8 protein-coding genes and 1 pseudogene are annotated in these 6,359 nt (G+C 68.3%); 1 reads left to right on the top strand and 8 read right to left on the bottom strand.

Annotated elements, in window-relative coordinates:
- The 6 genes from D0D37_RS45285 to D0D37_RS45260 form a co-directional block, all read right to left on the bottom strand.
- Window positions 1-737 (bottom strand): WXG100 family type VII secretion target (locus D0D37_RS45285; protein WP_208720562.1); only part of this gene is annotated, 737 nt, incomplete at its 3' end.
- A 45-nt stretch (window positions 738-782) separates the two neighbouring features.
- Window positions 783-1,337: a hypothetical protein gene (locus D0D37_RS45280; protein ID WP_116206729.1), complete on the bottom strand. Its 555-nt coding sequence runs from the start codon at window positions 1,335-1,337 to the stop codon at window positions 783-785.
- A 45-nt stretch (window positions 1,338-1,382) separates the two neighbouring features.
- Window positions 1,383-1,682 carry a WXG100 family type VII secretion target gene (locus D0D37_RS45275; RefSeq protein ID WP_116206728.1) on the bottom strand — a complete coding sequence of 100 codons (300 nt, stop codon included), beginning with the start codon at window positions 1,680-1,682 and terminating at the stop codon, window positions 1,383-1,385.
- 31 nt (window positions 1,683-1,713) lie between these two features.
- Window positions 1,714-2,052, bottom strand: coding sequence for a WXG100 family type VII secretion target (locus D0D37_RS45270; RefSeq protein WP_116206727.1), 339 nt, complete (start codon window positions 2,050-2,052; stop codon window positions 1,714-1,716).
- 438 nt (window positions 2,053-2,490) lie between these two features.
- On the bottom strand, window positions 2,491-3,039 hold the full coding sequence (locus D0D37_RS45265; protein ID WP_116206726.1) for a DUF1062 domain-containing protein: 549 nt from the start codon (window positions 3,037-3,039) through the stop codon (window positions 2,491-2,493).
- Between the two features lie 482 nt (window positions 3,040-3,521).
- The gene (locus D0D37_RS45260; RefSeq protein ID WP_208720561.1) at window positions 3,522-4,547 is read right to left on the bottom strand and encodes a bile acid:sodium symporter family protein; all 1,026 of its coding nucleotides are present in this window, start codon (window positions 4,545-4,547) and stop codon (window positions 3,522-3,524) included.
- A 100-nt stretch (window positions 4,548-4,647) separates the two neighbouring features.
- On the opposite strand from D0D37_RS45260, the gene D0D37_RS45255 reads away from it, so the two are divergent.
- On the top strand, window positions 4,648-5,514 hold the full coding sequence (locus D0D37_RS45255; RefSeq protein ID WP_116206725.1) for a LysR substrate-binding domain-containing protein: 867 nt from the start codon (window positions 4,648-4,650) through the stop codon (window positions 5,512-5,514).
- Here D0D37_RS45255 and shbA read toward each other — a convergent pair.
- Window positions 5,488-6,171, bottom strand: a complete 684-nt coding sequence (shbA, locus tag D0D37_RS47710) for an RNA polymerase sigma factor ShbA (RefSeq protein WP_244223908.1) — start codon at window positions 6,169-6,171, stop codon at window positions 5,488-5,490. The two genes, D0D37_RS45255 and shbA, sit on opposite strands and share 27 nt — an antisense overlap.
- 99 nt (window positions 6,172-6,270) lie before the next feature.
- Window positions 6,271-6,318, bottom strand: a pseudogene (locus tag D0D37_RS48370) (hypothetical protein); the annotation flags it as partial.
- Window positions 6,319-6,359 lie beyond the last annotated feature (41 nt).

Raw genomic sequence — 6,359 nt, 5'->3', positions numbered from 1 at the left:
GGCGGTGGCGGCGGCGGAGGCTTGGGCGTGTTGCCGTCGCCGCCGCCGGGAGTCGGCGGCGGGGTCGTCTTGCCCGCGTTGACGTGCACGGTGTTGTACTTCTGCGCGAGCTGCCCGCCGACCTTGCGCATGTCATTGGTCATCATCTCGACGGCCTCGGGGAACTGCGAGATGTACGCGCGCCCGTCGCTGAGATGGTATTTGCTGCCCTGGGCGAGAACTTGGCTGGCGTAATAGCTGTCGATGTAGCGGATCGTGTCCTGCGCCCACCTGAGGTAGGCCGCGGAATTGACGAGGTTGTTCGGCACATTGTTCGACCCGCCGCCGTCGCCGATCCGGTCCGCCAGATCGGAGAACTTGTTGCCCAGCGCGGTCATCATGTCCTTGAACTTCGTCGCGGCGTCGCCCTTCCACGGACCGTCGGGTCCGGCGAGGGCGGCGGTCTGGTCCTGAATGGACTGAGCGACCATCGCGAGGTTCTGCTGCGTCTCCTGAAACACCCCGGCCGCGTCCTGAAGCGACTGCCAGTTGACGTTGCCGTAGGCCTTGTCCCGGTTGTCCTGGCCCCCCGACAGCGAACCGCCGCCGAGGATCGCCGCTTCGATCTGCTTCCACGTCAGGCCGTCGAAATCCTTCGACGGGTCGCCAGTGGCGTTCTGGTTGCCGGTCTGCGTGGTGTCCGGCCATACCCCGTCGTCGTCCGAGGTGAACCCGTGGGTGTTGTTGTCGTCGGACATCTTCCCTCGATCGCTTCGAAACCGGAAAGACCGCCGCCCGTCCGGTCAGGGTTTCTGACCGGCGCCGGTGATGTGGCCGCTGACGGTGTTGAAATACTGGTTGTAGTCGTCGGCGGACATCTTGTTGACTTCGTCGGCGTTGTCATAGGCCTTGGAGGCCTTGTTCACCGCGTCCGCCACCTCGTCGAGCGCCTTGCAGAGGTCGTGGATCGCGGTGCGGGTGGTGTCCCGCAGCTCGTTCGTGCCCTGGATCGGCTTGGCGATCTTGCTCTGCGCCGTCAGGAACACGCCGGGCTTGAGCTGGATCCCGTCGAGTTTCGCCGGAAGATCCTTCAGCGGCCCGTCCGCGAGCGCCTGCATGTTCTTCGCGAACGTGCGCATCGCCTCGGTGTTGACCGCGGTGACGCCCCTGCCCGGATGCTCGGAACCGCCCGGCACCGGCGGCGGCTTGCCGACGTCGCCCGGCGGGATCCACTCGTTCTTCACGTCCGGCGGAGCCTGGTCGCCCGGGCTGTGGAACTTGCCGTCGTCCGAGGTCGTCTGATGCTTGTTCGACGTGTCGTTGTGCATCCCGTAATCGGTGTCACCCGCTGAAACCATGGCCGGTCGCCCTCCTTTCAGGTCAGTTGCGGCGAAGCGGCGGCGTCAGTTCGAGGCGAACCGCTTGGCGTTGTTGCCCTCGGTGTTCGAGGTGCCCTCGTTGATCTGGCCGAGGGTCTGCGCGGCGGCGTCGAGCGCCTGCGGCAGCGTGAGAGCCGCCTGGTGGCAGTAGTTGTAGGTCTCGTGGAACATGTCCGCCGCGACACCGGTCCAGTTTTCGCGCTGGCCCTCGATGACGGCCTTCATCTGGTCCAGCAGCTCGGTGATCTGGTTGGACTGCTGCTTCGCCTGCCCGACGGTGTCCTGCATGGTCGCGAAGCTGATCTGGAACTGGCCCAAAGCCATGGGAAGCGTCCTTTCGTGGGAAGGAAGGGGATCAGAAGCCCTGCAGGCCGCCGCCGCCGATGACCGCGGCGGCGTTGTTGGCGGTGGAGGTGTTGTCCGAGTCCCGGCTGTCGTACTCGCTCGCCGAGGTCTGCACGTTCTGCGAAAGCTCGTCGAGCTTCTGCACGATCTTGCGGACCGTCTGGTCGAACTGGCCCATGGCCTGGTTGAACACGTTCGCCGAGTCCGAGCGCCAGGTGCCGAACAGCGTCTGCATGGTGCCGTCGACCTTCTGGTTCACCCCGGTGATGTTCTGCCCGGTGTCGCTGATCGTCTGCGCGCCCTTGCGCATGACGCTGGTGTCGACGCGGGCGCCGTCCTGCGAAGCCATGCTTTCTCCTCTGGTCGGGTTCTCCGGATATGACGGACTGGCATGCCAGACCGCCGACGTCGCCGCGGATGCCCTTCGTTCGGCCGATACGACAGAGCACGGGGGAGACTGCGGACTTACGGTAAGCGCCGGTCTACGGGTTGTCGCCGCGTTGTTCCCTTCTGAACACCAGTGCGCGGACGGCGGGGCAAGCGGCTCCTCCACCCGGGGGCCTTGAGCTGCGGCAACGCTTTCCGCCGGATCCGGTTACGCACGATTGCCCGTTCAGGCACCGCTGTTGCCCGGGTTCGCGGTTCGCGCTCATGCGAGCGGAAGTCGGGAATGGACTCCGCCCTGTCCATTGTGGATAGATCGCCCGGGTGCGGCTGCTCCGGAGCTATCCGTGAGGGGAACCCTGAGGGACTCTGAGTCCGTCAGGGTTCCCCTCACGGACTCGGCTCAGTGCTTGAGCGTGAAGGCGAAGTCGCCGGAGAGCTTGCCGCTCAGCCGGACCCCCGACACGACCTTCCCGGCCGCGAGCAGCCGCTCGACCTCGGCCCGGGCAAGACCGCAGCCCTCGGCGATCAGCCGCACCGGCCGGACCGGGATCCGGGCCGCGAAGGCGACCGAGACGTCGATCGCGTCCTGGCCGAGGTGGTCCGAACCACCGGTGTCGAGCCGCCAGGCGCCGGCCCAATCGAGCGCGACGCGGTTGCGCCGTTGCAGGACGGGGTCTTGGAGCAGTTCGGCGGCGAGGCCGGGATCGTTGTGGTGCGAGCGATCCAGCAGTTCCGGGCGGACCGAGCGCACCTTCGCCCGTTCGAACACGGTGAGTTTCGCCGTTTCCCCGCAGCCGGTACAGAGCGCGAGGAGCCAGGCGTCGATGAGTTTGTGGTTGGCGTTGACCCGGAACTTGCCGCCGGTCCGGAAAGATCCGGACGCGCACGTGTGGCAGCGCCGCCGGACGAGCGGCAGGCAAGTGGGCAGGACTGTCCAGTTATAGAGCACAGGAGTACACCGATTCCAGTGAGAATTCCGCAGCACGAAGAAGCGCGGCGCATTACGCGGCGCGCGACGAAATCAGAGCTTGGGATGCCTCACGCGATGTACAACGGCACGTCCTCGCCTAGCCGACACTGGTCGGGCCGGAGGGTAATCGCGGACTGCCGCGCGCTCTACTGGTTTTCCGGAGCGCTCGGGTACTCGATAGAGCGGGCTCGGGACCAACACGCGGATCGGCGGCGTGCGTTCGGGCTGCACGGCCGGAGGTCTCCAGATGCCGGAGCGCCCGGTCGGTGCGCGGGCGGGCCGCCTCGCCGGAAAGGTCCACGCGGACCTCTCCGACCGGGCTCTTCGCCCTGAGTTCCGTCACTCGCCGCCAGCGGCCGCCGTCCGGTTCCGGTCCTGGAACTGGCGCAGTTCGCTCTCCGAGACGTACGCCAGCCCCCGCATGGATTCATCCTGGCGGGCCCGGACGCGCCCGGTCGACGTCACCCGACCGCGGCGAGTTCCCCCGGTTCCTCCGCGGCCGCCTGCCGGGCGTACCGGCGCGCCATCGCCGCGCACACGATCAGCTGAATCTGGTGGAACAGCATCAGCGGCAGCACGATCAGCCCGACCTCGGCGTGCCCGAACAGCACCGTCGCCATCGGCAGGCCGCTCGCGAGGCTCTTCTTCGAACCGCAGAACATGATCGTGATCCGGTCCGCGCGGGCGAATCCGAGCAGCCGCGCGCCGCCGCTGGTCGCGCCGAGCACGGCCGCCAGCAGGACGCAGCAGACCGCGACGAGCGCCAGCAGCGGGCCGACGTCCAGCTGGTGCCAGATGCCTTCGGTCATCCCCTCGCTGAACGCGGTGTACACCACCAGCAGGATCGAACCGCGGTCGACGATCTTGAGCGGCGCGGAATGCCGCTGCACCCAGCCGCCGATCCAGCGGCGCGCCAGCTGCCCGGCGACGAACGGCACGAGCAGCTGCAGCACGATGTCCAGCACCGCCGAACCGCTCACGCCCGGGCCGTCGGTGGCCAGCAGCAGCGCGACGAGCAGCGGCGTCAGCACGATGCCGAGCAGGTTCGACAGCGACGCGCTGCAGATCGCCGCCGCGACGTTGCCCTTCGCGATCGAGGTGAACGCGATCGACGACTGGACGGTCGACGGCAGCAGGCAGAGGAAGAGGACGCCGGTGTACAGCGGCGACGTCAGCAGCCCGGGGGAGAGGAACGACGCCGCGAGACCCAGCAGCGGGAAAAGCACGAAAGTGGCGCAGAGCACCGTGACGTGCAACCGCCAGTGCCGCATCCCCTCGACCGCTTCCTGACTGGAAAGCCTTGCCCCGTAAAGGAAGAACAGCAGGCCGACCGCGATCTTCGTCACCGCGCCGAACCCGGTCGCGACCGCGCCGGACGCGGGCAGCAGCGAGGCGATGCCTACGGTGACGAGAATCAGGGCGATGAACGGGTCGATCCGCAGCTTGGCAAGCAGGGCCGAGGCGGGGCGGGCGAACGAAGCGAGCACGGTGGATCTCCTTTCCCGACCATTCTCTCGTCGGCGGCGGTCATTCGGAACCCCGATGACCGTACTGACTGTCATTGCGGAAGCCGATAAGATGTGACGCATGCTGGATCCGCGGTTGTGCCGTTCTTTCCTTGCTGTGGCGGAAACTCGCAGCTTCACGTCGGCAGCGAGGCGGTTGGGTGTGGGGCAGCCCACAATCAGCCAGCACATCCGGCGGCTCGAATCCGAAGCCGGCGGATTGCTGTTCGCCCGCGACACGCACGCGGTCGACTTGACCGCGCGCGGGCAGGCGATGCTCGGGTTCGCCCAGACCATTGTGGACACCGAAGAGCGCGCGGCCCGGCATTTCCGCGGCGCACAGGTGCGCGGCCGGGTCCGGTTCGGCGTGTCCGAGGACTTCGCGCTCGGCGAGCTGCCGGAAATCCTTCGGCGGCTGCGGGAAAGCCATCCGCTGGTCGACGTCGAACTGCACGTGGAACTGTCCGATGTGCTCGCCCGCCGGATCGCCGACGGCCGCCTTGACCTGGTGCTCGGCAAACGCCGCCCTGGCGCGCCCGGCCCGGGGCGGCTGCTGCGCCGAGAACCGCTGGTGTGGATCGGCTCGGCGGCGACGGAACTCCTGCCCGGCCATCCAGTGCCGCTGGTGCAGTACCCGATGCCGTCGGTCACCCGGCAGCTGGCGGTGGAAACGCTGGAGCGCGCCGGGCTGGAATGGCGAGCGGCCTGCCTGACGTCGAGCCTGACCGGCCTGCGCGCGGCGGCGGCCGCCGGGCTCGGGATCACCGTGCACGCGCGGAGCCTGGTGCCGTCCGATCTGGTCGAATTGCCTGCCGAGCTTGGCCTTCCGGATCCGGGCGAGGTGGATTTCATCCTGCTGTCGAGGGACGGCAGCGAGGGACCGGTGGCAGCGCTGGCGGAGTTCGTGGTGGCGCGGATCGGGTCAGCGTCGGCGGCGTTCGAGGACTGAGCGGAGTCGCAGGAGTGCGCGGTGTTGCGCCACCCGAACCGCGCCGGGGGTGGAGCTGACCGCTTCAGCCGCTTCCTCCGCCGACAACCCGACTACGACGCGCAGCAACACGATCTCCCGCTGTCGCTCCGGCAACAGTTGCAGCAACCGAGCCAAATGCCGGTTCAACTCAGCTCGCAGCGCCCGTTCCTCCGGCCCATCGGCAAGATCGATCGCCTCCGGCAGCTCGGCCATCGCCTCGGTCCGGTTGCGCGCGTGCGCTCGATGCGCGTCAGCCACCTTGTGCTGCGCGATCCCGTAAACGAAAGCAAGAAACGGCCGCCCCTGATGCCGATAGCCCGGCAGCGCGGTCAGCAACGCCAGGCAAACCTCCTGCGCCACATCGTCCGCCGAGGAATATGCATCCGCGCCGCCTAACCGAGCCCGGCAGTAGCGCACGATCAGCGGCTGCACCGCCGCGAGCAGGTCCTGCGCCGCATCAGGATCGCCCTCGACCGCGGCGCGCACGGGGCCGTCGAAGCCGAAGCGGCCAGCCGGAACTCGCGGTGCGGCCAAGGCGGTCGCCTCGGTTTTCACGCGGGTCAAGGCTTCCTCGACATCAAGCGCCGAGCGCAACGCGCCGACCAGCGCGGCGTCGGCTTCGCGCAGTGCGGTCATCAGGGCCTCCTCGCGCTCGGCGAGGCCGAGCCGGTGTCTCAGCCGTTCCCGGGCGTGCCGCAGGTTCGAGCGGACTGTGGTGCCCGCCATGCCGAGCGCCGACGCGATCGCCGCGGGCGAGAACCCGTCGAGCGACCAGGTCAGCACCGTGCGCTGGGTTTCCGGCAGCGTCGAGAGCAGTTCGACCG

The organism is Amycolatopsis circi (genome assembly GCF_003385235.1).
GTDB lineage: Bacteria > Actinomycetota > Actinomycetes > Mycobacteriales > Pseudonocardiaceae > Amycolatopsis > Amycolatopsis circi.
Note: the sequence above shows the minus strand (reverse complement) of the source record. Positions and strands in the feature narration are given on the sequence as shown.

Excerpts from the sequence above, each read along its gene's own strand:
- D0D37_RS45280 (WP_116206729.1), bottom strand. The coding sequence starts at position 1,337 with ATGGTTTCAGCGGGTGACACCGATTACGGGATGCACAACGACACGTCG.
- D0D37_RS45275 (WP_116206728.1), bottom strand. The coding sequence starts at position 1,682 with ATGGCTTTGGGCCAGTTCCAGATCAGCTTCGCGACCATGCAGGACACC.
- D0D37_RS45270 (WP_116206727.1), bottom strand. The coding sequence starts at position 2,052 with ATGGCTTCGCAGGACGGCGCCCGCGTCGACACCAGCGTCATGCGCAAG.
- D0D37_RS45255 (WP_116206725.1), top strand. The coding sequence starts at position 4,648 with ATGCTGGATCCGCGGTTGTGCCGTTCTTTCCTTGCTGTGGCGGAAACT.
- shbA (WP_244223908.1), bottom strand. The coding sequence starts at position 6,171 with ATGACCGCACTGCGCGAAGCCGACGCCGCGCTGGTCGGCGCGTTGCGC.